The sequence below is a fragment of the Nonomuraea marmarensis genome, from assembly GCF_043197025.1.
Lineage (GTDB): Bacteria > Actinomycetota > Actinomycetes > Streptosporangiales > Streptosporangiaceae > Nonomuraea > Nonomuraea marmarensis.
Genome location: NZ_JBICRM010000004.1, coordinates 307,618 through 332,728, shown reverse-complemented (window position 1 = coordinate 332,728; position 25,111 = coordinate 307,618). Strand labels below are relative to the sequence as shown.

Below are 25,111 nucleotides of genomic sequence, written 5' to 3'. Positions count from 1 at the left end.
TCCGGCATATTTCGCGACGATAGATCTAACTTTTAATTCTTGTCAACATAAGTCGGTCGATCTCCGAAGTAAGGTAGTGCGCATGCCAAGTGGATCCAACGGCCAGAGCACGGGGGCGGGAGCGCTGTTGGCGATCCTCAGGGACGGGCGGGCGCGCACCCGCGGGGAGCTCGCCGAGCTCACCGGGTGGTCCAGGTCCACGGTGTCGCAGCGGCTCGACGGGCTGATCGACCACCGCTGGGTCGTGGCGGGCGAGGGCTCGATCTCGTCGGGGGGACGGCCGGCCGCGGTGTTCGCGTTCAACGGGAACGCGTGGGTGGTGCTCGGGGCCGACCTGGGCGCCACCCACGCCAGGCTGGCCGTGCTCGACCTCGGCCTGACCGTGCTCGCCGAACGGGCCATGGAGCTGCCCATCGACCGGGGGCCCGAGCGCACGCTGGGCCGCGTCGTGGCGGCCTTCCGCGAGTTGCTGGCCGGGATCGGGCGCGACCCGGCGCAGGTGTGCGGGGTCGGCGTCGGCCTGCCGGGGCCGGTCGAGCACGCCTCGGGACGGCCGGTGAACCCGCCGATCATGCCCGGCTGGGACGGCTTCGCCGTACCGGAATGGCTCGGTACGCGACTCGGGGCACCGGCCGATGGCGGGCTGGCCGGCAACGTGCTGGTCGACAACGACGTGAACATCATGGCGCTCGGCGAGCACTGGGCCGCGGGACCCGCCGTCGACCACCTGATCTACATCAAGATCGGCACCGGGATCGGCTGCGGCATCATCTCCGGCGGCCGGTTGCACCGGGGCGCGCAGGGGGCCGCGGGCGACGTCGGCCACATCCGGGTGCCCGCGTCCGACGCGCCGTGCCGGTGCGGCAACATCGGCTGCCTGGAGGCGGTCGCCGGCGGAGCGTCCATGGCGGCGGCGCTGCGCGAGGCCGGGATCGAGGCGCGCGGCAGCAGGGACGTGGTGGCGCTGATGCGCGCGGGCGACCCGCGGGCCACGCGGCTCGTCAGGCAGGCGGGACGCGAGGTCGGCACGGTGATGGCCTCGATCGTGAACTTCTTCAACCCCTCGGTCATCGTGATCGGCGGGGACGTCGCCGAAGCCGGTGAACAGGTGCTGGCGGGAGTGCGGGAGACGATCTACAGCCGGTCGCTGCCGCTGGCCACGCAGCATCTCGGCATCCGGGCGAGCGGGCTGGGCGACCGGGCGGGTGTCATCGGCGCGGCCGTCATGGTGGTCGAGCACGTGCTGGCGCCGGAGGCCATCGACCGGGCCGTCACGTAACCCGCGCCGCGCAAATAGTCACCATTGACCCCGTGTGGGCGGCGTAGTAACAATTGATCGTCCTCGGCTTTGCGGCGGTGGCATGCTCGCGGGCCCCGGACACAGACTCGCTGTGACGTGGTCGGCGCACGCGTCCCTCAAGGAAGGGAACCGCGCGTGAGCCATACCCATGAACAGGAAGAGGCGCTGCGCCGAGGGCTCGGACTGAGCCGCCGCCAGCTGTTAGCGGCCACGACCGGCATCGCCGCCGCGGCCTCGATCTCGCTCGCCCAGCCCGCTGCGGCCGCCTCCACCGGGGCCGCCTCCAAGGGCGTCCTGATCCCGCCGGGCAAGCGGGGCATCATCCTCTACACCGTCCGCGACGCGATCTCGCGCGACCCGCTGGCCACGAACCTGCCGTCGGGCTTCCGTCGCGTGTTCGAGGCGCTGGCGGGGTTCGGCTACAAGCAGGTCGAGTTCGCCGGGTACCGCCAGCACGCCAACGCCGAGGGCGGCGCCGACCTGGAGACCGTCGAGGGCGCCAGGCTGCTGCGGCAATGGCTCGACGACAACGGGCTGCAGGCCGAGGGCAACCACGGGTTCATCCCCGGCTCGTGGCCGCTGTCGGCCGCCGACCTCGACCGGTTCAAGCAGGTGCTGGAGATCGCCAACATCCTCGGCCTGGGCCACGTGGGCACCGGCAACGACCCGACCGGCAGCGCGTACAAGGCCGACTGGGACGTGGCGGCGGAGAAGTGGAACCAGCTCGGCTCGCTCGCCTGCGAGGCCGGGCTCAAGCTGTACACCCACAACCACGACGCGGCCTACGCGTTCCTGCTCGACAGCGGCCCGCTGGACGCGCAGGGCAGGCCGACGCGCTCGTCGGGGATCCGCAAGCTGGAGTACTTCTTCGGGATCAGCGACCCCGGGCGCGTGCACTTCGAGATGGACATCTTCTGGGCGCACGTGGCGCAGTTCAAGCACCGTACGTTCACCGCGCCCGACGGCTCCGTCCAGACCGACATTTTCGACCCGCTCGCCACCGTCCGGGCGCGGGAGAAGCGGTTCCCGCTGTTCCACGCCAAGGACGGCACCTCCAACCCGGCCACCGGCAACGGCTACGACATGGTGCCGTTCGGCACCGGCGACATCGACTACACCCGCTTCTTCGCCAAGCTGCGGTCCAAGGGGTTCCACAACCCGATGTACGAGCAGGACAACGCGCCGGGCGCCGACCCTGCCCAGTCCCTCCAGTACGCCGAGCTGAGCTACCGCAACATGGCCGCCCTGCGCGGCTGATCGGCGGCTGACGAACGCCGGACCGCCACGCGATCTCTGCCGTTGCAGCGGCAGGCGTGGCGGCCCGGGTCATGACACTCCTCGTCCTAGGAGCAGCATCACCATGCAGCGTACTCTCACGGTGCTCGGCGGCCTTGTGCTGGCCGCCGCGACCCTGGCCTTACCCGCCCAGGCGCAAGACCCGGCCACCGAGTGGTCGAGCTACGAGAAGATCACCCTGACCAAGAACGTGGGCGAGCCGATCGACCTGGCCGTCCTGCCGGACCGGCGGGTCCTGCACACCGCCCGCAACGGCGACATCCGGCTGACCGACCCGGCCACCGGCGTCACGAAGATCATCAACACGGTCCCGGTGTACAACAACTCCGAGGACGGCCTGCAGACGGTCTCGCTCGACCCCGGCTTCGACGAGAACAAGTGGGTCTACCTCTACTACGCGCCCAGGACGATGACGGCGCCGTACCCGGAGACCACCCCGACCGGCTCCGCGCCCGAGTCGCTGCCCGCGGGGGCCGACGAGACGTACTGGAACCAGTGGAAGGGCTACAACCAGCTCTCCCGCTTCAAGTGGACGGGCAGCGCGCTGGACCTGGCCACCGAGCAGGTCATCATCAAGGTCGGGACGCAGCGCGGCCAGTGCTGCCACGTGGCGGGCGACGTCGACTGGGACGGCGACGGCAACCTCTACCTCGCCACCGGCGACAACACCCCGGCCGGCACGCCGGGAGCCAACGGGTACGCGCCCAACAACGACGCCCCGCGCATGAACCCGGGCTTCGACTCCCGGCGCGGCGCGGGCAACAGCAACGACCTGCGCGGCAAGATCCTGCGGATCAAGGTGGCGGCCGACGGCACGTACACGATCCCCGACGGCAACCTGTTCGCGCCGGGCACGGAGAAGACCCGGCCGGAGATCTTCGTCACCGGCGTCCGCAACCCGTTCCGGATGGACGTGGACGCGCAGACCGGCACCCTGTCGTGGGGCGACTACGGGCCCGACGCCGGCACCGGCGACCCGCGGCGCGGCCCGCTCGGCTACGTCGAGTGGAACATCACGCCCCTCACCAAGCCCATGAACAGCGGCTGGCCGTACTGCACGGGCGACCAGTTCAACTACAACGACTGGGACTTCGAGACCGCCCAGCCGGGGCCGTGGTTCGACTGCGCGGCGGGACCGCAGAACACCTCCCGCTGGAACACCGGCATCGCCCAGCTCCCGCCCGCGGTCCCCGCCGACCTGTACTACGGCGACAACAACACCCACCAGCCCGCCGCCTGGGCCGGGCTCGTCGACTTCGAGCCGCAGGGCGGTCAGGGGCCGATGGGCGGGCCGATCTACCACTACGACGCGGCCAATCCGGCGCCCGGCAAGTTCCCGCAGTACTGGGACGGCAAGGCGTTCTTCGCCGAGTTCTCGCAGGACTACCTGGCGGCGTTCACCCTGACGTACCCGGACGGGCCGGTCACCGCGATCGAGCACTTCCTGCCCAACGCCGCGCTCAGGACGGCGGCGCAGCCCCTCACCGACAGCCCGATGGACATCGAGTTCGGCCCGGACGGCTCGCTGTACGTGCTCGACTACGGCGACGGGTTCTTCCGCGCCAACCCGGACGCCGGGCTCTACCGGATCGACTACACGCCGGCCAACAAGACGCCTCAGGCCAGGATCGCCGTGGACAAGACGTCGAGCAGCCAGGCGCCGCTCACGGTGGCCTTCGACGCCACGTCGTCCACGGACACCGAGCCGGGGGCGCTGACGTACGAGTGGGACTTCGACGGTGACGGCGCCTTCGACGCCACCGGGGTCACCGCCTCGCACACCTACACCGAGCTGGGACAGTACGTGGCGCGGCTGCGCGTGACCGACTCCGGCGGCCGGGCGGGGCTCACCTCGACCGAGATCACCGTGGGCAACACCGCGCCCGTGGTGAGCATCCAGGCCCCGGCCGACGGCGGGTTCTTCGACTGGGGGAACGCGCTGCCTTACCGGATCGGGGTGTCCGACGCCGAGGACGGCGACACCCCGGTGTGCACCAGGATGCAGTGGACGTTCGGGCTCGGCCACGACGTGCACGCCCACCCGGAGACCACGGGTACGGGCTGCTCCGGCGCCTGGCCCACCCCGGCGAACGCGCCCGAGCACGGCGAGACGGAGAACATCTACGGCGTCGTGGTCGTGAGCTACCGGGACAACGGCGCCAACGGCATCCCCGGCGCGCTCGGCGAGGACACGCTCATCCTCAACCCGAAGCTGACGCAGGCCGAGCACGCCGACGAGACCAGCGGCGTCACCGACACCCCCGACGACAGCGCGTCCGGCAAGGTCAAGGTCACCTCGTTCGACGCCGGGGACTGGCTCGCCTACGACCCGGTCAACTTCACCGGCATCACCGGGGTCCAGACCAAGGCCTCGGGAGCGGGCACCCTCTCGCTGCGGTGGAAGTCGCCGACCGCCGAGCCGTTCGCCACCGTGGCGGTGCCCTCGGGCGCCGGCTGGCAGACGGTCACCACCGCGCTCGCCGACCCGCCCGCGGGCACGGGCCGCCTGTACGTCACCTCGACCGGCGGCGTGGAGGTGGACGCGTTCACCTTCCAGGGCGGCGGCGTGGCCGACACCAGCCCACCGGCCGTCACGGCCACCCTCAACCCGGCCCAGCCGGACGGGGCGAACGGCTGGTACACCGGCAACGTCACGCTCACGGTCACCGCGACCGACAACGGCACGGTGTCGAGCCGCCAGTACTCCCTCGACGGCGGCACCACCTGGGCCAACGCCAACAACCCGGTGACCCTCAGCACCGAGGGCGCCAAGGAGGTCCGCTACCGCGCCACTGACAGCGGCGGCAACGTGTCCGCCGTCGGCACGCTCACGGTGAAGATCGACAAGACGAACCCGGTCCTGTCGATGACCGGCGTGGAGGCCAAGCCCTACGGGGACTCGGCCTCGGTCACCCCGGTCGTCTCGGCTACCGACGCGGTCTCGGGCGTGGCGGGCGTCACCGCGAAGATCGACGGCAAGCAGGTCGTCTCCGGTGCGCCGTTCCCGCTGTGGTCACTCTCCCTCGGCGAGCATTCACTGACCGGTACGGCGACCGACAACGCCGGAAAAATCACGACCCAGACCGTTACATTCTCGACCACCACCTCCTACACCGACGTGCGGGCGTTGATCGGGCGGTTCAAGCAGTCGGGGTTCGTGACCGGCAAGGCCGCTTATGACCTGCTCGAACAGCTCGACCAGGCCGAACGGCACGAGAAGAAGGGCAAGCCGGGGCTCGCGATCGACGCACTGAAGCGGTTCGTGAAGATCGCCGAGCAGCGCGGCAACGTACCGAACGCGGCGGCGCGGGCCGCACTGGTGAGGGACGCCCAGGCCCTCATCGACCGCTTGCGCACCGTGTAGCGACGCCGGGGCCTCGCGCCCGCCGGGCGCGAGGCCCCGGCGCCGGATCGGCAAGCGCCGGCCTTGTCGGCCGTTAGGGGCCGGTCAGGCGGCGTTCGCCTGCCGTGGTGATGACGAACACCTGCCAGTTGTAGTACGCGTAGTAATTGCGCGCGTCCCGCTTGATCTGGCGGGCGTGCAGGAGGATGGCGTTCACGTACGCCTGCGACGGGTTGTACGCGTGCAGCGCCCGCTGGTAGTCGCGCGGAGCGCCGGTGGCGTGCAGGTAGTTGGCCGCGGCCATGACGGCGTCGCGCGGGTCCTGGATGTCGCCGCCCATGCCGTACGCCTTCCACGTCGCGGGCATGAACTGCATCGGCCCCTGCGCCCCGGCGTGGCTGGCCGACTTCACCCTGCCGAACTTGGTCTCCGCGAACATCACCGCCGCCAGCACCTCCCACTCCACCCCGAAGCGGCGTTCGGCCTTCTTGAAGTGGCCGAGCAGCTCGGCGGCGGGCCGGGGCGGCTGGACCTTGAACGGAGTGGTGGGCTTGATGGGGCGGGCCAGGGAGAGCAGCTCGCGGATGGCCGCCGTGTTGTCCTTGGCCTGGGCGGCCAGCGCGGACGGCAGGCGGGCGAAGGCCCGGGAGGCGACCTTGGGGTGGCGGGCGGCGTAGCGGTAGATGCGCTGCTGGTGCAGGGCCAGGAGTTCGACGTCCTCGGGTGGCTCGCCCTTCTTGGACCAGGCGTCGATGGCGTCGTTGAGCGCGGCGGTGGTCTGGTCCAGGGTCGATGCCAGCTTCGTGGCGTTCTCGGGGATCGCCTGGTCGGGGGCTGGGGGCGCTGCGCCCGGGTCCTGGACGGTCGCCGTGGTGCTGGGCGGCGCCGGTGAGGGTTGCCCGGCGCCTAATGGCTCTCTGACGGCCGGATCTCCGCAGGCCGCCGTTCCGATGAGGACCGCGAGCGTCACCGCGGCGCGGCCCCGGCCGGAGCGTCGGGGGTGCTTCGGGCGTACCTCCATGGTCGGCCAACCTACCCGGCACGGCCGTCCCATGTGCACTCCCTCATCGCGACACGACGGGCAGCCTGCCCGCGCCCTTGTGTCAGACCAGAAAGACGTCAAAGTCCTTCTCGCCATGCTCCGGTAGCTACGAGAGCGCCCGCGCGGCGTGAATCAGCGGAACGTGACTGAAGGCCTGCGGGAAATTGCCCACCAACCGGCCATACCTGGAGTCGTACTCCTCCGCCAGCAACCCCACGTCATTCCGCAGCCCCAGCAACCGCTCGAACAAATCCTTCGCCTCCTCCTTCCGCCCCTGCATCGCCATGACCTCCACCAGCCAGAAACTGCAGGCCAGGAACGCGCCCTCCCCTCCCGGCAGTCCGTCCACGTCGTTGTCGGCGGCCAGCGGATAGCGCAACACGAACCCGTCGGCCATGAGTTCCTTCTCGATCGCCGCCACCGTCCCCAGCACCCGGGGATCATCGGCGGGCAGGAAACCCACCATGGGAATCATCAGCAGCGCCGCGTCCAGCTCCGACGACCCGTACGACTGCGTGAAGGTGTTGCGGTGCGGGTCGTAGCCCTTCTCGCAGATCTCCGCGTGCACGACGTCCCGCAACGTCCGCCATTTCTGCACGGGCCCGGTGCGCCCGAACTGCTCGACGTATTTCACGGCCCTGTCGAGCGCCGCCCAGCACATCACCTTGGAATGCACGAAATGCCGCCGCGGCCCCCGGACCTCCCACAATCCCTCGTCCGGCTCGTCCCAGTGGTCCACCACGTAGTCGAGCAGCTGCCGCTGGATGGTCCACGCCCGATCGTCGGCGGACAACCCCCGGGTCCGGGAGACGTAGAGGCAGTTCATCACCTCCCCGTACACGTCGAGCTGGAGCTGTTTCACCGCCTCGTTCCCGATGCGCACGGGCCGTGAGTCCTCGTAGCCGTCGAGCCAGTCGAGGCGCAGCTCGGGCAGCCGGCGTTCGCCTGCGACCCCGTACATGATCTGCAGGTCCTGGGGACGGCCGGCGATCGTCCGCAGCAGCCACGAGCGCCAGTCCGACGCCTCCTCCAGGTATCCGGAGCTGATCAGCGCGTCGAGCGTCATGGTCGCGTCGCGCAACCAGCAGAACCGGTAGTCCCAATTGCGCACCCCGCCGAGGTCCTCGGGAATGGACGTGGTGGGGGCGGCCACGATGCCGCCGGTCGGCGCGTAGGTGAGCCCCTTCAGCGTGATCAGCGACCGCACCACGGCCTCCCGGTACGGCCCCGAGTACGTGCATCGTGCCACCCACTCCGCCCACATGGCCTCGGTCTCGGCGAGCTGGGTGTCGCAGTGGATCTGCGGCGGCATCGGTTCGTGCGAGGGATGCCAGGTGAAGATGAACGGCAGCCGCTCACCCTCTTTAACGGTAAAAGTCGCTCTATGGGCGTAGTCGCCGCCCTTCAGCGGCACGGGGGAGTGCAGCCACACCGAGTCGGGCCCGCCGATGGCCTGCAGGTGCCCGTTGTTCCGTCGCACCCAGGGCACGATCCTGCCGTAGTCGAAGCGCACCCTGAGCTGCGTGGACATCTCCACCGACCCGGACACGCCCTCGACGATCCGCACGACGTCGGGGTTCCGGTCGCGCGGCGGCATGAAGTCGATCACGCGGACGGTGCCGGTGGGGGTGTCCCACTCGCTCTCCAGGATGAGCGTGTCGGGACGGTAGCGGCGCCTGGTGGCGGGCTTGCGGCCAGTGGGCCCCAGCCACCAGTGCCCGTTGCGCTCGCTGCCGAGCAGGGCGGAGAAACACGACGGCGAGTCGAACCTGGGCAGGCACAACCAGTCGATCGAGCCGTCTCTGGCCACGAGCGCGGCCGACTGCATGTCTCCGATGAGGGCGTAATCCTCGATCCGCATGCCTAGACGCTACTCGGATGAGGGGTGATCCCGCGGCCGGGTTCGATCATGTCGCGTCATGGCCGACCCCGGCCGCGGAGATCACGTCAGCGGGAACCAGCGGCTGAACAACTGCGTCAACGGCCCGATGGCCAGCGCGAACACCAACGTCCCCACGCCCACGGTGCCACCGAGCAGCCACCCCGCCACCAGCACGGTGACCTCGATGAGAAAACGCCCTAACCGTACGGACAGCCCGAGCCGCACCAGCCCGGTCATGATGCCGTCCCGAGGGCCGGGCCCCATCCCGGCGCCGATGTAGAGCACGGTGGCCAGCGCGATCGACACCACACCCAGCACCACAAAGAGGCCCTGAAAAACGACATGCCCCGGCGTGGGCAGCAGGAAGATCGCACCGTCCGCGAAGAACCCCAGGAACACCACGTTGCTGACGGTTCCGAGACCGGGCTTCTGCTTCAGCGGGATCCACAACAGCATCACCAGGGCGCCCACGCCGATGATCACGGTGCCGATGGACAGCCCGGCCCTGACGGCCACTCCCTGATGGAACACGTCCCAGGGGTCGTTCCCCAGCCCGGACTCCACCTGCAGCCCGATGCCGAGCCCGTACAGGGCCAGGCCACCATAGAGACGAACGAGCCGCGCGGGAAGGGAGCCGAGCCGCGGGACGGTTGTTTCACTCATAATGGCCCCAGATTGGCATCCCGCGAACTTGCCAAACCAGGGCCAATCACGAAAAGTGGACTTATGAGGCACATGTCGGCAACGCAGGTGGCCCGGCTCGTCAAGCTGGACCCCGCCGCACGACCGTACTACCGCGCCCTGGCCGACGCCGTACGCGCTCTGGTCATGGACGGCCAGATCCCGGTACGCGTACGCATGCCCGCCGAACGCCACCTGGCCGAAACCCTGGACGTCAGCCGCACCACGGTCACGGCGGCCTACGACCTGCTGCGCGAACGCGGCTACCTGGAGAGCAGGCAAGGCTCGGGCAGCTGGACCGCCCTGCCCGACCCGGCCACCACCCCGGACAACCCGTGGCTCAGCACCGACGGCGACGGCCTGATCCAGCTCCAGATGGCCGCCCCGCCCGCCCCCACGCTGCTGCACGCGGCCATGACGGAGGCGGTCGAGGACCTCCCCAGGTACGGCATGGGCAACGGCTACGACCCCATGGGCCTGCCGGTCCTCAGGGAACGCATCGCCGCCCACCACACCGCCAGAGGGCTGGCCACCAGGCCGGAGCAGATCGTCGTCACCACGGGTTCGCAGCACGCCATCCAGCTCGTCGTCGGCCTGCTCGTCGGCGCGGGCGACGCGGTGCTGGTGGAGTCGCCGACGTACCCGCACGCCGTCGACGCGGCCCGGCACCGCGGCGCCCGGATCGTCCCGGTCGGGATCTCGCACGGGGGCTGGCAGCCGGACCTGGTGATCGGCTCCATGCGCCAGTCGGGCGCCCGCCTGGCCTACCTCATGCCCGACTTCCAGAACCCGACCGGCGCCCTCATGGACGACGGGACCCGGGCCGCCATCGTGGGAGCGGCCCGGCGTACCGGCACGATGGTGCTGGTGGACGAGACCTGGTCGGAGCTGGCGCTGGACGAGGTGCCGCGCACGTCGCCGATGGGGGCGTTCGACACCGACAGTCGCGTGATCGGCATCGGCTCGGCGTCCAAGCTGTGGTGGGGCGGGCTGCGTATCGGCTGGATCCGCACCACGGCGGCGCTGGCCCGCCGCCTGGCCATGTTCCGCTCGTCGGTGGACATCGCCAGCCCGGTGCTGGAGCAGCTCGTGGTGGCGCGGTTGTTCGACCGGCTGGAGGAGACGCGAGCCGAACGCCGCCGCACGCTGCGCGCCTCCCGCGACGCGCTGGTGTCGGGGCTGCGTGAACACCTGCCGGAGTGGACGTTCACCGTCCCGCGCGGCGGCGGCACCCTGTGGGTCCGCCTGGACGTCGGCGCCACCCCCTTCGCAGAGGCCGCGCTCACCCACGGGGTACGCCTCGCGCCCGGCCCCTGGTTCGGCCTGGCCGGCACCCTCGAAGGCTACCTACGCCTTCCCTACACCCAGCCACCCCAGGTCCTCGCCGACGCGGTCGCCCGGATCCGCGCCGCCCGCGACCACGGCCCCATCGGCACCCCACACCCCTCGGACTCGCTCATCGCGATGGTGTGAGCGGTTAAACCGCGACCTTGGCGTCCACGAGCGTCACTCCTCGATCCCCTTGGCCAGCGGTGCCCGCCATTTGCGGCGCATGGCCGCGATCCGCAACCCGAACGCCAGCACCGCCGCCGCCAGCGTCGCCGGCCACCCTTGCAGCCCGTAAAAGGACAGCCCGGCCATCACCGCCGAGCCCAGCATCGCGGGCACCGCATAGAGCTGCCGGTCGTAGAGCAGCGTGGGAATCTCCCCGGCCAGCACGTCACGCAACATCCCCCCGCCCACGGCCGTGGCCACCCCCAGCAAGGCGGCGTGCAGCGGGCTCAGCCCGTACTCGACGGCCTTCGCCGTGCCGACGGCGCAGAACAACCCGAGCCCGGCCGCGTCCAGCACCAGGATGGCGGGCATCCCGCGGGCCACGTACGGATGCCAGAAGAACACGATCATCGTCGCGGCCACCGGCACCACCACGTACCCGACACTCTGGAAGGCGGCGGGCCGCACGTTCAGGATCAGATCCCGTACGACACCCCCGCCCAGAGCGGTCATCTCGGCCAGCACCAGCATTCCCACCACGTCCAGCCGTTTACGCACCCCCATGAGCGCCCCCGACAACGCGAAGACGAAGATGCCGGCCAGGTCGAGAAGTTCGGACACGTTCGGAATGTCTACCGCATGGCGGGCTCGTGGTGCTCGGCCATCATCGGCCGCAGCCGCCGGGTGAACACGAACAGCGCCACCCCCGCCACCACGGCCAGGGCCGCCAGCACCAGGTAGTACGCGGGCTCGGACAACACCCGGCTGAGCCGTCCCGTCTGCCCGCCGATCGAGTCGCCCACCGCGAAGGAGATGAACCACATCCCGAGCATCTGCCCCTTGAACGCCTCCGGCGCCAGCTTCGACGTCACCGACAAGCCGACCGGGCTCAGCGACAACTCGCCGAACACCTGGATCAGGTAGACCAGCACCAGCCACCAGACGGACACCCGGCCGGCCCCCGCCAGCCCTGCCGCCACGGCCATGACCACGAAGCTCAACGCCACCATGATCAGCCCGAACCCGAACTTCTGCGGCGTGCTCACCCGCGTGCCCAGCCGTACCCACAACGCCGCGAACATGGGCAGGAAGATCATGATGAACAGCGGGTTGAACGACTGCGTGGTGGCGGGCTGGATCGCGATGCCGAACAACGACAGCTCGGTGTGGTCCCGGGCGAAGAACAGCAGCTTGCTCGGCGCCAGGTCGTAGATCATCCAGAAGACGGCGGCGGCCGCGAACAACCAGATGTACGCCTTCAGCTTGATGCGCTCGTCCTCGGTCAGGTTGTGGCTGCCCAGCAGGATGTAGGCGAAGTACGCGACGGGCGTGATCAGGATGACCACGGTGATCGCCACGGTGAGCCGGTCGATCGTGAGCGTGCCGGTCCACGCCCACCCGGCCAGCCCGATCACGGCCACGGCCAGGCCGAGGGCCAGCAGGCGGCCGAAGTGGCGGCGTTCGGCGGGGGACAGGTGGTGGCCGGGCCGCTCGCCGATGCCGCGCAGGTGACGGCCGCCCCAGACGTACTGGGCCAGGCCGAGTGCCATGCCGACCGCCGCGGCGCTGAAGCCCAGGTGCCACCGGTCGCCGGCGGCCAGCCAGCCGACCACGAGCGGCGCGAAGAAGGCGCCCAGGTTGATGGCCAGGTAGAACAGCGAGAACCCGGCGTCCCTGCGCCCGTCGTCCTCCGGCGGGTAGAGCCGGCCGACCATGACGGCCATGTTCGGCTTGAGCAGGCCCGTGCCGCTGATGATCAGCAGCAGCCCGAGCCAGACGAAGAACGGCGACGTCACCGGCACGGCCATGCTGATGTGCCCCAGCATGATGAGGAACCCGCCCCAGAACACCGATCTGCGCGGCCCCAGGATCCGGTCGGCGATCCACCCGCCGGGCAGCGCCACCAGATAGATCAGCGCCCCGTAGACGCCGACCACCGCCGTCGCCGTCTCCTCGGACAGGCCCAGGCCCTGCTGCGCCGGCGACGCCGCCAGGAACGTCGCCAGGATCGCCCGCAGCCCGTAGAAGCTGAACCGCTCCCACATCTCGGTGCTGAACAGCGTGGCCAGGGCCCATGGATGCCCGAAGAAAGTCCTCGTCATGCACACCCCCCGCATCTGTCCGATCACTTTACGTGAATGACGCGGATCTTCCTCCATGAGGGCTTGTCGCTGCCCGGAGGGTGTGGTGCGATGCATGCCACCCCCATGCGAGTGAATCAAGTGAATGCCGACTGGAGGCGCGTGCCATGGCCGAAGTCCTCGACGTCCGGGCCGAGATCGAGCAGCAGATCGCCGGCCGTACCGTCTGCGAACAACTCAGACAGGTCGCCGAACGGCACCCGGAAGCACCCGCCTACTCCGACCCCGGACCCGAGGGCGGCTGGAGCACGCTGACCTACGCGCAGGCGCGGCGGCGGGTCCTGGAGATCGCCGCCGCGTTCGCCGCGCTCGGGCTCGAACCCGGCGACTCCGTGGCCCTGATGATGGTCAACCGCAGCGAGCACGTGCTCGCCGATCTGGGCGCGGTGCACGCGGGCGGCGTCGGGTGCACTGTCTACTCGACGTTCGCGCCCGACCAGATCGCTTTCGTGGCCGCCGACGTGGGCGCCAAGTTCGCCGTCCTCGGCGGCCCCGCCGAGCTGGCACGGTGGCAGCCGGTGCTCGACCGGCTGGACGGCCTCCGCAAGATCATCATGCTGGACGGCACGCCCTCCGGCGACCGGTTCATGGCGTGGGCCGACTTCCTCGAGCTGGGCCGCGAGCGGCTGGTGGCGGACCCGGACCTGGTCGAGACCCGCTCGCGCGCGGTCACCCCCGACGACGTGGTCACCGTCCTGTACACCTCCGGCACCACCGGGACGCCCAAGGGCGTCCCGCTCACCCACTTGAACGTCTTCTACGAGGTCGCCTCCACCGACCGCCTGACGAACCTGCCCGTCCAGGGCACGCAGATCTCCTACCTCACGTACGCGCACATCGCCGAGCGGGTGCTCAGCCTCTACCTGCCGCTGCTCAAGGTGTCCCACGTGCACTTCTGCACCGACCTGGCCAACCTGGGGGCGACGCTGGGGAAGGTCAAGCCGATGATGTTCTTCGGGGTGCCGCGGGTCTGGGAGAAGATGATGGCCCGCCTGCTCGCCGTGCTCGCCACCCAGCCGGCGGAGCAGCAGGAGGCCGTACGCCAGGCGATGCGGGCCGGCGCCGCGTACGTCGAAGCGGGCCAGTACGGCGGCACCATCACCCCCGAGATCCAGGCCGCCTACGACCAGGCCGACGCGTCCCTGCTGTCCGTCATCCGCGGCATGATCGGGTTCGACCGGGCCGAGTGGACCGCCACCGGCGCCGCGCCGCTGGCCGCCGAGGTGCAGCACTTCTACGCCGGACTCGGGCTCAAGGTCATCGACGTGTACGGCATGACGGAGACGACCGGCGCCTTCACCGGCAACAGCCCGGCCTGCTACCGCCTGGGCACCGTCGGCAGGGCCGAGCCCGGCGTCGAGATCCGCATCGCGGAGGACGGCGAGCTCCTCACCCGCAGCCCGCTCAACACCCGCGGCTACCTCAACAGCCCGGAGGCCACCGCCGAGTTAGTCGACGCCGACGGCTGGCTGCACACCGGCGACATCGGCTCGGTCGACGAGGACGGCTTCTACCGGGTCGTGGACCGCAAGAAGGAATTGATCATCACCGCGGGCGGCGAGAACATCTCCCCGGCCGCGATCGAGAACCACCTCAAGGAACACGTCCTCATCGGCCAGGCCCTCGCCTACGGAGACCGGCGGCCGCACCCGGTGGCCGTGCTGACGCTGGACGGCGAGGTGGCGCCGGGGTGGGCGCAGGCGCGCGGCATCACGTTCGGCTCCCTCGCCGAGCTGGCCGAGCACCCGGAGATCCGCAAGGAGGTGGAGGCCGCCGTCGAGACCGCGAACACCAAGCTGGCCAGGGTGCAGCAGGTGAAGCGATGGGCCCTGTTAGGGACCGAGTGGACGGCGGAGACCGAGGAGCTCACCCCGAGCCTCAAGCTCAAGAGACGGGTCATCCACGCGAAGTACGCCGACATCATCGAGGGGCTCTACCTGGGCTGATCCCGGCTTTGCCATTCGTGGCGTGTGTCGCGGTCCTGGCCATTACCGGATGGTTCCTACCGTCTTGATCATGACCAGAAGCCTTCTTCTCGTCTCGCTCGCGGCGGGGTCGCTCACGGCGCCCGTACCCGCGCGTTGGCCCGCGCCCGCTCCGGTGCCCGCTGCCGTGCCCCCCGCCGCGACCGAGCCCGCCATCCGCGCCATCACCGTACGCCCAGCGGACCCCGTGGTCGGGGCGCACGACTCCGTCCGCCTGGTGATCGACGTTATCGCCAAGGGCGCCCAGGGCAAGAACGGCGTCACCGTCAAGGTGGAACCCGGCATCCCACCCGCCCCTCCGCTGAGCACCAAGCCACCCGTAGCGGACACGCCGGCCCCGGCCGCGACACCCACACCAACAGAAAACGCCCAGCCGGAGGAGCCGAACACCGGAACCAGACCCCTGCTGGACCCACAACCGGACCCGGTCAGGGCCGAACCCCCGGATCCGTTCAGGGCGGAACCCCCGGATCCGTTCAGGGCGGAACCCCCGGATCCGTTCAGGGCGGAACCCGCGGACCCCAAGGAAGGCGTCCCTCCCGAGGGCAAGCCGCCGGCCGTACCGCCGATACTCGTATGGCGCGTGGGACTGCCCCCGGTGGCCCGCATGGCGGACGGCTGGGAAACCTGGCGTTTCCTCCCCGACAAGAGGCTGAACCGCTTCTACCCGACAGGCACGTGGACGGTCACCGCCACCGCCAGGGGACAGGGCGGGGCGACGGTCTCGGAATACGCGTCGTTCCAGTTCAAACGCGCGACGAAACTCGCGTCGGTGAGCGCGGAAAAGGCTGCGCGCCCCTCCGGCGGGGTACGCCTGCGCGGCACCCTGACCAGAATCGACCCGCGCGGCCTCACCGACTACGGCCCGTTCGCCAAGCAGCCGGTGGAGATCCTCTGGCGCCCGGACACCGCCACGACCTGGGAGCAGGCCGGAGAGACGAAAACCGACGACGCCGGAGCGTTCGTGACCACGATCCCGGCCCACGTGGGCGGCCATTGGCGCGTCCGCTACCCCGGAACCGACCACTACGCACCAGACCAATCAAAATCACGACAAACCACCCAATAACGCTATAAATCAAAAAACGTTGATAGGCGTCGCAAAAACCGCCGTTGCGGAATTGTGATCAACAATGTCGCAACTTTTCTTTACCCTTACCCGTCATTGGCGTTGACGCGCCCCGGCTCGGGGCGCGTTTCCGACGGGGAAGGAAACCTATTTTGAAGATGCGACGCCTAGCCGCCGGACTGGCGGCGGCCGCCTTGGGCGCCACGATGGTGGCCACCGCCGCCTCGCCCGCGCTCGCGGACCCGGACCCGGGCCTGGACCCGGACTTCGCGGGCGGCCACACGAGCCTGCAGTTCGACGCGAACCCTGAGCCCGCATGGCGCGGCAAGCCCATCACCCTCGCGGGCAAGCTCTCCGTGCAGTGTGACGAGGACTACATCAGCGGCTTCGTCTCGGTGCACCACGCCGACTACTGCAAGGACCAGGAGCGCTGGCACCGGCTCGGCTGGAAGCGGATCGTGATCCTCTTCCAGCCGGACGGCAGCGGCAAGTGGGAGTACGTGGACACGATCAAGACCAGCCGCAAGGGCTACTTCGCCACGAAGGTGCCCGCCCGCACGTCGGGCACGTGGCGCGCGGTCTTCGAGGGCGCCAGGTGGCTGGCCCCGTCGGAGGCCACGGACTGGGTCAAGGTCCTCCGCCGCCACTAACACCCCAGTGAACGCCCGGCCCTCCCGGCCGGGCGTTCACTGTGCCCACCCCCGCCCGTCTGCCCACCGTGCCCGCGCTCGACTTCGGCTCGCGCGTCCGGGCGGCCGACGAGTCAGTACGACACCGCGACCTGCACCCGGTGATACTGGGCACGTTCGACCTCGTCCACCAGCGCCACCGCCAGATCGGCGTAGGAGAACACCGGATCCCCCTCGGCGGAGGCCGGCACCTGCGAGCCCCCGATCCGGTACCGCCCGGTCCTGGACGCCTCCCCGTCGAGGAACACTGGCGGCGGCGCCAGCACCACCCAGTCGAGCCCGGACCCCTCGAACACCTCCATCTCCACCGCGTGCCCCAGCGAGAACGCCCGCGCGTCCGCCGGGAACCCGGGCGTGTCGATGAGCCGCACCCCGGGCGAGACCTCGAGCAGGCTGCCGATGCCGAGCGCCACCAGGCGGGACACCCCGGCCCGCCCCAGCCCGTCGACGAGCGCCCGGGACGCCGCCGCGTAGAACTCCTCCGACGACATGTCCAGCCGCGCCGCCACCTGCATCGCCACGTCCTGCCCCGCCGCCTCCCCGGCCACGCTGGCGGCGTCGGTGACGTCCCCGGCGACCACCCGGACGCCATCACCCGACAAATCCACATATTTTCCGGGATCCCGCACCACGGCCGTCACCTCATGCCCCCGCCCGACCGCCTCCGCGACCACCCGAACCCCGGCCCGCCCACCGGCCCCGAAAACCACGATCTTGCTCACGCGCCATCACTCCGTTCACTCCACGGCGAGGACTCCCCGGCCGCTCCGCAGACGGTAGATGGTGAGATGTCGCTTTCCGCAACGATAGTTACCTGCGGGTGGGCTGCGTTCAGCGGTCCACCGCAGGTAGCGGAGTTTGCACCTACGATGGCGGGCATGGCCGAGCCACTCGATCCGGACATGTTCGCCGGATGCCCTCCGGTCGCCGCGCCGGTCCGCATCGGCGACAAGTGGACCGCGAAGATCATCCGCTGCCTGGAGTCAGGCGCGCGACGCTTCACCGAGATCCAGGCGCCGCTGCGCGGCATCACCCCGAAGGTGCTCACCGAGTCCCTGCGCGCCATGGAACGCGACGGGCTGCTGACCCGCACCCCGTACGAGGAGATCCCGCCGCGCGTCGAGTACGAGCTGACCGACCTCGGCCGCAGCCTCCTCGAACCCATGAACGCGGGCTGCGAATGGTCGAGGAAGCACTTGGCCGAGCTGATGCACGCCCGCGAGACCTGGCACGCCGCCACCCCGTAGCCCCGCGTAGGGTCGGGACATGAGAGTCCTGATGCTCGGCGGCACCTGGTTCCTGGGCCGCCGCATAGCCGAACGCCTCTCCGAACGCGGTGACCAGGTACTCCTCGCCCACCGCGGCTCCGCGCCGGCCGCGACCGCATCCCGGTGGGCGCCGCCAACCTGCAGGCCTACCCACCGGAGACCACATGGACGGACGAGGACACCGCCACCGACGCCGCCGCCCTGGCCCAAGCCCAGGGTTGAACACGGAGCAGCCAAGTGCATGGGCCAGGCACGATGCCCGCGGGGCGGATCGGGGGGCCGAGGCCCGGGGTGACGCGTGCGGCGCTTCGGGTGTACGGGCCGCTCCGGTGCGGAATCGATCTAGGGATGGATACGTTGTCGTGCGAAGAAGGGGCGGTTTTGAGCCTCGGCCGACAGCCGTCGTAGTCTGGCCCTCTGGCCAACCGAACAGGAGGTGACGCCCCATGTTGCGAGACTCGTTCGGACGGGTGGCGACGGATCTGCGGGTGTCCCTCACGGACAAGTGCAACCTGCGCTGTACGTACTGCATGCCCCCCGAAGGCCTCGACTGGCTGCCCAACGCGCAGCTCCTCACCGCAGACGAGATCGTCCGCCTGGTGACCATAGGCGTCGAACGACTGGGCGTCACCGAGGTGCGCTACACCGGCGGCGAGCCCCTCCTCAGGCGCGAGCTGGTCGACATCGTCTCCCGCACCACCGCGCTGACCCCCAAGCCGCAGGTCTCGTTGACCACCAACGGCATCGGGCTGGCCCGGCTGGCCGAGTCGCTGGCGGAGGCCGGGCTCGACCGGGTCAACGTATCCCTCGACACCCTCGACCCCGAGACGTTCAAGCGGCTCGCGCACCGCGACAGGCACGCCGACGTGATCGCCGGGCTCGCCGCCGCCGACGGCGCGGGCCTGCGCCCCGTCAAGGTGAACGCGGTGCTGATGCGCGGCGTCAACGACCACGAGGCCGCGTCGCTGCTGCGATGGTGCCTCGACCAGGGCTACGAGCTGCGCTTCATCGAGCAGATGCCGCTCGATGCCCAGCACGGCTGGAGCCGTGAGGGCATGGTCACCGCCGATGAGATCCTCGACCTGCTGTCCGCCTCGTTCGATCTCACGGCCGACGACCTGGAGGACCGCGGGAGCGCTCCGGCCGAGCGGTTCCTCGTGGACGGCGGCCCGGCCAGGGTCGGCGTGATCGGCTCCGTGACGCGCCCGTTCTGCGGAGCCTGCGACCGGGTGCGCCTCACCGCCGACGGCCAGGTCCGCAACTGCCTGTTCGCCACCGAGGAGTCCGACCTGAAGACGGCCATGCGCGCGGGCGCGTCCGACGAGGAGCTGGCCGAGCGGTGGATCGCGGCCGTGGCGCGCAAACGCGCCGGCCACGGCATCGACGACCCGTCCTTCCTGCAGCCGTCCAGGCCCATGTCCGCCATTGGCGGCTAGCCAGGATGGACTATGACGCGGTGATCCTGGCCGGGGGCCGGGCCAGGCGGCTGGGCGGGGCGGACAAGCCTGGCCTCTCGGTGGGCGGCAAAACCCTGATCGAGTACGTCATAGCGGCGGTCCCAGACGCCGGGAAGGCCATCGTGGTCGGCCCGGAGCGCCCGATCCCCGGAGTCGTGTTCGCCCGCGAGGACCCGCCCGGGAGCGGCCCCGTACCTGCGCTGAAAGCCGGTCTGAACGAGGTCACCGCCCCGTGGGTGGTGCTGCTGGCGGGAGACCTGCCGTTCCTGACGACGGCCCACGTGACGGCCCTCCTCAAGGCCACGAAGCCGGGCGGCGAGGCCGCGGAGCCCGGTGGCGGGGTCGTGATGGTGGACGACGGCGGGCGCGAGCAGTGGCTGGCCGGGGCGTGGCCGGCGGCCGCCCTGAAGGCGGCCCTGGCCTCGTACGCGGGCCGCTCCCTCAAGGGCCTGCTCGGCCCGCTGGTAGGAGTCCGCCTGGCGCTGCCGGGACGGCCGTGGTTCGACTGCGACACAATGGACGATCTGGAGGAGGCTCGTATGAACGTGCTCAACGAATGGACCGCGCTGGCATGCAAGGAGCTGGGCATCGACCCGGCCCTAGTGGACCGCGACCTGGTGCTCGACCTGACCAAGGAGGTCGCCCACGGGGTCGCCAGGCCGGCCGCGCCGCTGACGGCGTACCTGCTCGGGCTCGCCCAAGGGGCGGGAAGTGCCCCTGAGGACGCCGTGGCCAGACTGACCACATTGGCGAAGAACTGGGGCCAGGCGACCACCGAGACGCTGACAGACAGCTGACACTCGAACGAACTCTTGAAGTCAAGCTCCTCCCGCCTGAAGATTTCCTGTGAATAACGAGGCGGGAGGGGTGTGTAAACGATTTCGGGAAAGCGGCCCTATCCGACTTGGCCGGCACCGGACTTGATCGTCCGGGAGCAAAGGTTTCCCCAGGAAAGGGGCGACGCCGGGTGGTTACGGGGGCAAACCACCCGGCGTCGCTTCATCGGCGTTCCGACGGGGGCCCGGAACGCCGGCACCAGCACTCCGACGGGGGACCGGAGCGCTTGGCTAAAGCGTACACCTACAACCCGTGGGATGCGTCAAGACTTAGTCACGACCCGATCTCGCGTCGATGCAGCGGTATCTCGGTTTGGTTAGCCTCAGGCGACTGAAAGGTAGGAGGCGGGGCAGCCTTGCCCCTCTCATTGGCCCCGATTACGGCTATGTATGGCAAAAAGACGGCCGCCGCGATGAACAGCAGCCGGTACGGCCATGGCACCGGCACCACGACCGCCAGGATCAGGCAGATCGTGCGGATGCCCATCTTGATGAGGTAGCTGATCTCGCGCTTGCGAATGTCGGCCGTCAGCGACGGCTTGGCGTCCGTGACCTGGTGGACGTCCGGCTTCCTGCGCCACCCCTTCATACCTTCCACGGTAGACCTCGGATGGGCCGGGCGCGATGGTGCCCCTGGGACGGGACGGGGGTCATGCGATCATGGCCTTCGAGTAAGGAGGATGTGGAGATGACGGATCGAACGTACCGGGTGACCGAGATAGTCGGCACGTCGGGGGAGAGCGTTGACCAGGCCATCCGCAACGGAATCAGGCGGGCCTCGCAGACGCTGCGCCACCTCGACTGGTTCGAGGTGACGGAGATCCGCGGATACCTCGACGCGGGCGAGGTCGCGCACTTCCAGGTCGGCATGAAGGTGGGCTTCCGCCTCGAAGACTCCTGACCCCGCCTGAGAGCGCCCGAGAGGCCCCGGCGCCCGGCGCGGCCTGAAATCCCGGCCGCGCCGGCCTTCGCGGCCCCGTAGGAGGCCCTGAACGGCTGGACGCGGGCACCGCCAGGATTGTCACCGGGCAGCCCGGAATCGCGTGCCCACCGTCCGCCGCTCCGTCCCGGACCGGAGCGGCTAGATTGGCCGGTGTGAGTGGTGAGTTCCGCGTCCTGCTGGTGTGCACGGCGAACATCTGCCGTTCCGCCATGGCAGAGGTGATCGCCCAGGCGATGGTCCACTCCGCGGCCCTGCCCGTGGTGACCGGGAGCGCAGGGGTTCGCGCGCTGGTCGGCCATCCGATGGCGCCGCACGCGATCACCGCCTTGGACGGTCTGGGGCTCGACGGCAGGGCGCATCGGGCCAGGGCCCTGGACCTCGACCTGGTCAGGTCGTCAGACCTGCTGCTGACGATGGAGGCCGGGCACCGGGCCGTCGCCGTCGGGCTCGATCCAGGAGCCGCGAACAAGACGTTCACGCTGCCGGAGTTCGCCGGGCTCGCGGCGGGCGCGGGGCACCGCCGCTACCGTTCGGACACGGCGGAGCGGGCGCGGGCGATCGTCCAGTCGGCCGCCGAGCGGCGCGACCACCAGCGGGCACCCGAGGTCCACGACCCGTACGGCGGGCCGCCGGAGGGGTACGTGGCCTGCGCGAGGATGCTCGGCGACACCCTCAGCCACGCCCTGGGCGCCCTCCTCGGCCCCCGCTGACGGCCGCGGCGAGACGACCGCGCCGGTCCCGACCGACGACCGCGCCCGTCCGCGGCGAGACGGGCCCGGCCGCAGGGGTCAGCTCGCCTGGCTGACCGTCGACATGTTGAAGTCCGGCACCCGCACCGCAGGCATGATCGTCCGCTGGAAGTAGTCGTTCCACTCCCGGGGCAGCGTGCGCTCGCTGACACCCACCTCGGTCAGCCGCCCCAGCAGATCCACCGGACTCTCGTTGAACCTGAAGTTGTTCACCTCGCCCACGACCTCGCCATGCTCCACCAGATAGACCCCGTCCCTGGTCAACCCGGTCACCAGCAGCGTCTGCGGATCGACCTCCCGGATGTACCACAGGCAGGTGACGAGCAGCCCGCGCCGCGTCGAGGCGATCATCTCGTCCAGCGATCGCCCGCCCTGCGGCCCCGACATGATCAGGTTGTCGATCCCCGGCGTCACCGCCAGCCCGCTCAGCTCCGCCGAGTAGCGCGTCTGCAGCAGCGCCTCCAGCCGCCCGTCCTTGATCCAGTCGGTCGGCCCCAGCGGCAGCCCGTTGTCGAAGACCGAGCTCTCCCTGCTGGAGGCGTGCGCCGTCACGAACGGCGCGCACGCGATCCCCGCCGCCCCCGGATCGCTGGACAACGACACGGGCAGCGTGGCCAGCTGTTCGCCCACCCGCGTCCCCCCGCCCGGCTTGGCGAACACCGAACGCCCGTCGAGCGCGTCCCTGGCCCCCGCCGACCAGAACAGGTAGATCATCAGGTCGGCCACCGCGCTCGGCGGCAGCAGCGTCTCGTAGCGCCCCGCGGGCAGGTCCACCCTGGTCTTGGCCCACTCCAGGCGCTGCGCCAGCGAGGAGTCGAGCGCCGCCACGTCCACGTCCGTGAAGTCCTGCGTGGACACGCCCGTCCACGCCGAGCGCTTGAGGTCGGAGGACTTGGCATTGAGCTCCAGCCGCCCGGTCGGCTGGTCGTGCCGCAACCGCACGCCGGTCGACGTGCCCAGGAACGTCGAGGTCAGCGAGTGCTCCGCGAACCCGTACAACTTCCTGCCGCCCGCCTCCGCGGCCGCGAACGCGTCGCCGAGCGCGGGCGCGAACCCCTCGAACACCTCGATGTCGGTCGGCCGCACCTCCTCGCCCCAATGCGGCGCGGCGGTGCCGCCCTCGACGAGCGTGCGGGCGTCCTCGGCGGGCTGGGCGTCGCGCGCCGCCGCGTCGGCCGCCGCCACCACGTCGGCGAGCTGCTCATCGCGTACGGCGGCCCGCGACACGACCCCCACACTCTGCCCCGCGATGGAGATCACGGTCAGCTGGGCGGAACGGGCGACGCCGTTCGTGGTCAGCGTGTTGCCCGCGAACCGCAGGTTGGCCGTGGACCCCTCGTCCACCAGCACCACGCAACCGTCGTTCTGGGAGAGCTCCAGGGCCCTGTCCACCATCTCCTGGGGAGTCAATTCTTACCCTCCTGCACGGTGTTGAGGATCCGCACGCCCCTGAACAGCGCCGAGGGGCAACCATGACTGACCGGCGCGACCTGGCCCGGCTGACCCTTGCCGCAGTTGAAAGCGCCGCCGAGCACGTACGTGTCCGGCCCGCCGACGCCCTCCATCGACTGCCAGAAGTCCGTCGTCGTGGCCTGGTAGGCGAAGTCCCTGATCTGCCCGGCCAGCTTCCCGTGCGAGATCTTGTACGCCCGCTGCCCGGTGAACTGGAAGTTGTACCGCTGCATGTCGATCGACCAGCTCTTGTCGCCGACGATGTAGATGCCGCGCTCGACGCCCGAGATCAGCTCGTCGGTCGAAGGCCCGCCGGGCGCCGGGGCCAGCGACACGTTGGCCATGCGCTGGATCGGCATGTGCCCGGGCGAGTCGGCGAACGCGCACCCGTTGGACCGCCCGAACCCCTTCATCAGCGCCATCCGCCGGTCGAGCTGGTAGCCCACCAGGATGCCGTCCCGGACGATGTCGAAGCTCTGTCCCTGCACGCCCTCGTCGTCGAAGCCGACCGTCGACAGGCCGTGGGTGACCGTCCTGTCACCGGTCACGTTCATCAGCGGCGAGCCGTAGACCAGCTCATTGAGCTGGTCGAACGTGGCGAAGCTGGTGCCCGCGTACGCCGCCTCGTAGCCGAGCGCCCGGTCCAGCTCGGTGGCGTGGCCGATGGACTCGTGGATCGTCAGCCACAGGTTGGACGGGTCGATCACCAGGTCGTAGTCGCCCGCCTCGACCGAGGGGGCCGCCAGCTTCTCCGCCAGCAGCTCGGGCAGCCTGGCCAGTTCGCCCTGCCAGTCCCAGCCGGTGCCCGTCAGGAATTCGTAGCCGCGCCCGACCGGCGGTGCGACGGTCGACATGTCGTCGAAGCCGCTCTCGTGCGCCTTCATCGCGTTGAGCTTGGGATGCACGCGCACCCGCTGCTGCGTGGTGACCGTGCCGGCCGTGTCGGCGTAGAACTTCTGCTCCTTGATCTGCAGCAGCCGCGCCGAGACGTGGTCGGCGCCCTTGAGCAGCCCGGCCGACCAGTCGGCCAGCAGGCTCACCTTGTCGGCCGACGGCACGTCGAACGGGTCCACGTCGTACGCCGACACCCACACGGCCTCGGCGTGCACCGGCTCGGGGGCCAGCTCGATGGGCTCCCTGTTGACCGGCGCGCTCACCTCCGCCACGCGTACCGCCTGCTCGGCCACCACGGCGGCCGCCTCGGGGGTCAGATGGATGCCGGCGGCGAACCCCCAGGTGCCGCCCTTGACCACACGTACGGCGTAGCCCAGGTCGTCGGCGTCCATGGCGCCTTCGAGCCGGGCATCGTAGAGGCTGAGTGTCTCGGCTCTGACGCGTTCGAGCCGGAAGTCGGCGTGCTCGGCGCCGAGGTCGCGAGCGCGTTGCAGGGCGGCGTCCGCGAGCTGCCGCAGGGGCAGCTCCAGGAAATCGGGATCGATCTGGCGCATGTCCACGATCCTAACCCTGTGATCTTGTGCCACCCG

At 70.2% G+C, this 25,111-nt stretch carries 21 protein-coding genes; 12 read left to right on the top strand and 9 right to left on the bottom strand.

Annotated elements, in window-relative coordinates; genetic code table 11:
• The first annotated feature begins 82 nt into the window (after positions 1-82).
• The 3 genes from ACFLIM_RS08940 (at position 83) to ACFLIM_RS08930 (ending at position 5,960) form a co-directional block, all read left to right on the top strand.
• A complete protein-coding gene (locus ACFLIM_RS08940; RefSeq protein ID WP_393163936.1) occupies positions 83-1,279 on the top strand; it encodes an ROK family protein in 1,197 nt (398 codons plus the stop codon).
• Positions 1,280-1,435: 156 nt separating this feature from the next.
• Positions 1,436-2,557 (top strand): sugar phosphate isomerase/epimerase family protein, encoded by a 1,122-nt coding sequence (locus ACFLIM_RS08935; protein ID WP_393163934.1) that lies wholly within the window; start codon positions 1,436-1,438, stop codon positions 2,555-2,557.
• Between the two features lie 103 nt (positions 2,558-2,660).
• Complete coding sequence (locus ACFLIM_RS08930; RefSeq protein WP_393163932.1) at positions 2,661-5,960, top strand: PQQ-dependent sugar dehydrogenase; 3,300 nt, start codon at positions 2,661-2,663, stop codon at positions 5,958-5,960.
• Between the two features lie 73 nt (positions 5,961-6,033).
• Here the strand turns inward: ACFLIM_RS08930 and ACFLIM_RS08925 are convergent, their stop codons facing one another.
• The 3 genes from ACFLIM_RS08925 to yczE form a co-directional block, all read right to left on the bottom strand.
• A complete protein-coding gene (locus tag ACFLIM_RS08925; RefSeq protein WP_393163930.1) occupies positions 6,034-6,960 on the bottom strand; it encodes a lytic transglycosylase domain-containing protein in 927 nt (308 codons plus the stop codon).
• Between the two features lie 127 nt (positions 6,961-7,087).
• The gene (locus tag ACFLIM_RS08920; RefSeq protein ID WP_393163928.1) at positions 7,088-8,842 is read right to left on the bottom strand and encodes a glycoside hydrolase family 15 protein; all 1,755 of its coding nucleotides are present in this window, start codon (positions 8,840-8,842) and stop codon (positions 7,088-7,090) included.
• An 81-nt stretch (positions 8,843-8,923) separates the two neighbouring features.
• Positions 8,924-9,526, bottom strand: a complete 603-nt coding sequence (yczE, locus tag ACFLIM_RS08915; protein WP_393163926.1) for a membrane protein YczE — start codon at positions 9,524-9,526, stop codon at positions 8,924-8,926.
• Between the two features lie 72 nt (positions 9,527-9,598).
• Between yczE and yczR the strand changes: the two genes are divergently transcribed.
• On the top strand, positions 9,599-11,017 hold the full coding sequence (gene yczR, locus ACFLIM_RS08910) for a MocR-like transcription factor YczR (protein ID WP_449291467.1): 1,419 nt from the start codon (positions 9,599-9,601) through the stop codon (positions 11,015-11,017).
• 33 nt (positions 11,018-11,050) lie between these two features.
• Here yczR and ACFLIM_RS08905 read toward each other — a convergent pair whose 3' ends face one another.
• Positions 11,051-11,659, bottom strand: a complete 609-nt coding sequence (locus ACFLIM_RS08905; protein WP_393163922.1) for a trimeric intracellular cation channel family protein — start codon at positions 11,657-11,659, stop codon at positions 11,051-11,053.
• An 11-nt stretch (positions 11,660-11,670) separates the two neighbouring features.
• Positions 11,671-13,140, bottom strand: coding sequence for a peptide MFS transporter (locus ACFLIM_RS08900; RefSeq protein WP_393163920.1), 1,470 nt, complete (start codon positions 13,138-13,140; stop codon positions 11,671-11,673).
• 146 nt (positions 13,141-13,286) lie between these two features.
• Between ACFLIM_RS08900 and ACFLIM_RS08895 the strand changes: the two genes are divergently transcribed.
• The 3 genes from ACFLIM_RS08895 (at position 13,287) to ACFLIM_RS08885 (ending at position 16,883) form a co-directional block, all read left to right on the top strand.
• Complete coding sequence (locus tag ACFLIM_RS08895) at positions 13,287-15,125, top strand: AMP-dependent synthetase/ligase (RefSeq protein WP_393163918.1); 1,839 nt, start codon at positions 13,287-13,289, stop codon at positions 15,123-15,125.
• 70 nt (positions 15,126-15,195) lie between these two features.
• Positions 15,196-16,233: a hypothetical protein gene (locus ACFLIM_RS08890; RefSeq protein WP_393163916.1), complete on the top strand. Its 1,038-nt coding sequence runs from the start codon at positions 15,196-15,198 to the stop codon at positions 16,231-16,233.
• A gap of 158 nt (positions 16,234-16,391) precedes the next feature.
• Positions 16,392-16,883: a hypothetical protein gene (locus tag ACFLIM_RS08885; protein WP_393163914.1), complete on the top strand. Its 492-nt coding sequence runs from the start codon at positions 16,392-16,394 to the stop codon at positions 16,881-16,883.
• A gap of 113 nt (positions 16,884-16,996) precedes the next feature.
• Here the strand turns inward: ACFLIM_RS08885 and ACFLIM_RS08880 are convergent, their stop codons facing one another.
• Complete coding sequence (locus ACFLIM_RS08880; RefSeq protein ID WP_393163912.1) at positions 16,997-17,644, bottom strand: NAD(P)-dependent oxidoreductase; 648 nt, start codon at positions 17,642-17,644, stop codon at positions 16,997-16,999.
• 156 nt (positions 17,645-17,800) lie between these two features.
• Here ACFLIM_RS08880 and ACFLIM_RS08875 point away from each other — a divergent pair, with 156 nt between their 5' ends.
• The 3 genes from ACFLIM_RS08875 (at position 17,801) to ACFLIM_RS08865 (ending at position 20,444) form a co-directional block, all read left to right on the top strand.
• Positions 17,801-18,169 carry a winged helix-turn-helix transcriptional regulator gene (locus ACFLIM_RS08875; RefSeq protein WP_393163910.1) on the top strand — a complete coding sequence of 123 codons (369 nt, stop codon included), beginning with the start codon at positions 17,801-17,803 and terminating at the stop codon, positions 18,167-18,169.
• A 467-nt stretch (positions 18,170-18,636) separates the two neighbouring features.
• Complete coding sequence (moaA, locus tag ACFLIM_RS08870; RefSeq protein ID WP_393163907.1) at positions 18,637-19,626, top strand: GTP 3',8-cyclase MoaA; 990 nt, start codon at positions 18,637-18,639, stop codon at positions 19,624-19,626.
• A 5-nt stretch (positions 19,627-19,631) separates the two neighbouring features.
• A complete protein-coding gene (locus ACFLIM_RS08865) occupies positions 19,632-20,444 on the top strand; it encodes an NTP transferase domain-containing protein (RefSeq protein WP_393163905.1) in 813 nt (270 codons plus the stop codon).
• Between the two features lie 313 nt (positions 20,445-20,757).
• On the opposite strand, the gene ACFLIM_RS08860 is transcribed toward ACFLIM_RS08865, so the two are convergent.
• Positions 20,758-21,072: a DUF3099 domain-containing protein gene (locus tag ACFLIM_RS08860; protein ID WP_393163903.1), complete on the bottom strand. Its 315-nt coding sequence runs from the start codon at positions 21,070-21,072 to the stop codon at positions 20,758-20,760.
• Between the two features lie 99 nt (positions 21,073-21,171).
• Between ACFLIM_RS08860 and ACFLIM_RS08855 the strand changes: the two genes are divergently transcribed.
• Positions 21,172-21,384 (top strand): dodecin, encoded by a 213-nt coding sequence (locus ACFLIM_RS08855; protein WP_393163901.1) that lies wholly within the window; start codon positions 21,172-21,174, stop codon positions 21,382-21,384.
• A 194-nt stretch (positions 21,385-21,578) separates the two neighbouring features.
• Positions 21,579-22,136: an arsenate reductase/protein-tyrosine-phosphatase family protein gene (locus ACFLIM_RS08850; protein ID WP_393163899.1), complete on the top strand. Its 558-nt coding sequence runs from the start codon at positions 21,579-21,581 to the stop codon at positions 22,134-22,136.
• Between the two features lie 78 nt (positions 22,137-22,214).
• On the opposite strand, the gene ACFLIM_RS08845 is transcribed toward ACFLIM_RS08850, so the two are convergent.
• Together ACFLIM_RS08845 and ACFLIM_RS08840 are read right to left on the bottom strand one after the other, a co-directional pair.
• Positions 22,215-23,585 (bottom strand): metallopeptidase TldD-related protein, encoded by a 1,371-nt coding sequence (locus ACFLIM_RS08845; RefSeq protein WP_393163897.1) that lies wholly within the window; start codon positions 23,583-23,585, stop codon positions 22,215-22,217.
• Positions 23,582-25,075 carry a TldD/PmbA family protein gene (locus ACFLIM_RS08840; RefSeq protein WP_393163894.1) on the bottom strand — a complete coding sequence of 498 codons (1,494 nt, stop codon included), beginning with the start codon at positions 25,073-25,075 and terminating at the stop codon, positions 23,582-23,584. The genes ACFLIM_RS08845 and ACFLIM_RS08840 overlap by 4 nt, the downstream gene beginning before the upstream one ends.
• Positions 25,076-25,111: the final 36 nt, after the last annotated feature.